Source organism: uncultured Sphingomonas sp., assembly GCF_964244265.1.
GTDB lineage: Bacteria > Pseudomonadota > Alphaproteobacteria > Sphingomonadales > Sphingomonadaceae > Sphingomonas.
Genome location: NZ_CAXTHV010000070.1, coordinates 1 through 2,402 on the forward strand (window position 1 = coordinate 1; position 2,402 = coordinate 2,402).

At 64.6% G+C, this 2,402-nt stretch carries 3 protein-coding genes and 1 pseudogene; 3 read left to right on the forward strand and 1 reads right to left on the reverse strand.

Annotated features, from left to right (window positions below):
- Window positions 1–631, reverse strand: a pseudogene (locus tag ACFE7K_RS15710) (chemotaxis protein); the annotation flags it as partial.
- Window positions 632–888: 257 nt separating this feature from the next.
- On the opposite strand from ACFE7K_RS15710, the gene sdhC reads away from it, so the two are divergent.
- From sdhC to ACFE7K_RS15725, 3 genes are all read left to right on the forward strand, one after another.
- Window positions 889–1,254, forward strand: coding sequence for a succinate dehydrogenase, cytochrome b556 subunit (gene sdhC / locus ACFE7K_RS15715; RefSeq protein WP_375399131.1), 366 nt, complete (start codon window positions 889–891; stop codon window positions 1,252–1,254).
- The gene (gene sdhD / locus ACFE7K_RS15720; RefSeq protein WP_375399132.1) at window positions 1,254–1,637 is read left to right on the forward strand and encodes a succinate dehydrogenase, hydrophobic membrane anchor protein; all 384 of its coding nucleotides are present in this window, start codon (window positions 1,254–1,256) and stop codon (window positions 1,635–1,637) included. Before sdhC ends, sdhD begins: the two co-directional genes overlap by 1 nt.
- Window positions 1,637–2,402 (forward strand): FAD-binding protein (locus ACFE7K_RS15725; protein ID WP_375399133.1); only part of this gene is annotated, 766 nt, incomplete at its 3' end. The genes sdhD and ACFE7K_RS15725, both read left to right, overlap by 1 nt.

Consider the following 2,402-nt stretch of genomic DNA (forward strand, 5'->3'; position numbering starts at 1 on the left):
TGGTCTTGCCGATCATCCCACGCGCCGACGCCGACGTCCGCGACGCCTGGCCGCGCAGTTCGATGCTTTCGTTCAGGGTCAATTCGACCAGGGATGCAATGCCCAGGTGGAACTCGCCTGCCAACCGGTCGCGCTCGGCGCGCGCGGCGAAGTCGAAATAGGCGGAGAACAGCGCAACGTAGATTTCGCATTCCAGCGATCGCAGCCGAAACAGCAGGTCGAACATTACCAGGCGGCGGGGATCGTCGGGGGGGAGCAGGCGCTCCAGGATGGTCATCGTCGCGCGGCCCGCGGCATCGGTCATCGACAGAATGGCCGCCGGCGAGACATTCGCCTGATACGCCGTGGCCACGGTCAGTTCCGCGGACTCTACCCAATCGCGCCCGTCCAGCTTGGTGTACCGGTCACGCAGATAGGTGATGCCCCGCTCGACCATCGCCCCGCTATCGAGTACCGCGAAGATCGGCAGGTGACCGAAGAAGCGGCTCCATTGTTCCCAATATACGGTGGCGATCGCCGCCGCCTCCGGCTCGATGATCTCCCATAGCTGGCGGGCATTGGCATGGTCGACGGACGACAGATTGAACAATCGGAGCCGTTCGTTCAGGTCGAGACCCGCACTGACGCTCATTGGCGGAGGCATCATCTGCATGTCGGCGGTTATCACAATCGGGTCTCCGGGTTGCCCGTTACGGGCGTGAGCGCTGCCGTCCGGCCTAATGCAACACTGGTTAAGGCGGGGTTAGTAATGATCGCCGCCGCTTGCATCGCCGTCGGCGCGGGGTAAGAGAGCGCAGCGTATCGAGGGAACAGAAATTGGCCACCATACCCCCCAAACCTGCCCGGCCGATCGCGCCGCATCTGAGCCATTACCGCTGGGGACCGCACATGCTGGTTTCCATCCTGCATCGCGCGACGGGCGACGGCATGGCGGTGGTCGGCGGCATCCTGTTCGTATGGTGGCTCGCCGCCCTTGGCGGCGGCGCCGAAAGCTACAATGCCTTTGTCGACGTGTTCACCTATTCGACCGGCAAGCTCAACGCGCTCGGATGGATTTTCGGCATCGGGCTCAGCCTGGCTTTCTTTCAGCACATGATGAGCGGCATTCGTCACCTCGTGCTGGACACCGGCGCCGGCTATGAGCTCAAGGCCAACCGCACGGGCGCGATCCTGACGATGGTCGGCGCGACGCTGCTGACCCTCTTGTTCTGGGGCACGCTCTACAAGGACGTCATCTTCGCAGGAGGCAATTGATGGGCCAGGGCACCGAACTCGGGCGTGTGCGTGGCCTCGGTAGCGCGCATGAGGGCGCGCACCATTGGTGGCGCCAGCGGATCACGGCGGCCTCCAACCTGTTCCTGATGGTCTGGTTCTTCATCTCCCTCGGCCGCCTGCCGGGTTTCGACTATAAGAGCCTCCATATCTGGCTGGCATCGGCCTGGGTCGCGGTGCCGATGATCCTGCTGATCGTCTCGACGTGCTGGCATGCGCGGCTGGGGCTGCAGGTGGTGATCGAGGACTATCAGCATGACGAAAGCCGTGTCGTGATGGTGATCCTGGCCGAATTCTTCCTGGCCGCGGTCGCGGTGACCGCGATCTTCGGCGTCCTGCGCGTGGCGCTGGCGGGCACGGTCTGATGCCGGCGGCCTACAGGATCGTCGACCACACCTATGACACGGTCGTGGTCGGCGCGGGCGGCAGCGGGTTGCGTGCGACGATGGGTTCGGCCGAGGCTGGCCTGAAGACCGCGTGCATCACCAAGGTGTTCCCGACGCGCAGCCACACCGTGGCGGCACAGGGGGGGATTGCCGCCAGCCTCGGCAACAACACGCCCGATCACTGGACCTGGCACATGTACGATACCGTCAAGGGATCGGACTGGCTCGGTGACCAGGACGCCATCGAATATATGGTACGCGAGGCGCCGGCGGCGGTAATCGAGCTCGAACATGCCGGCGTGCCGTTCAGCCGCAATCCGGAAGGGACGATCTATCAGCGCCCGTTCGGCGGCCACATGCAGAATATGGGTGAAGGCCCCCCGGTGCAGCGCACCTGTGCCGCCGCCGATCGCACCGGCCATGCGATGCTCCACGCGCTGTACCAGCAGAGCCTGAAATATGACGCGGATTTCTACGTCGAATTTTTCGCGCTCGACCTGATCATGGAAGATGGCGCGTGCCGGGGCGTCATTGCCCTGTGCATGGATGATGGCAGCATCCACCGCTTTCGCAGCCATGCCGTGGTGCTGGCGACCGGCGGTGGCGGTCGCGTCTATCAGTCGGCGACCAGCGCACACACCTGCACCGGCGACGGCAACGCGATGGCCTTGCGCGCGGGCCTCGCGCTCCAGGACATGGAGTTCGTCCAGTTCCACCCGACCGGCATCTACGGCGCCGGCGTGC

What these genes read in the sequence shown, in the direction of transcription:
- sdhC (WP_375399131.1), top strand. Translation starts at nt 889, where the DNA reads ATGCTGGTTTCCATCCTGCATCGCGCGACGGGCGACGGCATGGCGGTG.
- sdhD (WP_375399132.1), top strand. Translation starts at nt 1,254, where the DNA reads ATGGGCCAGGGCACCGAACTCGGGCGTGTGCGTGGCCTCGGTAGCGCG.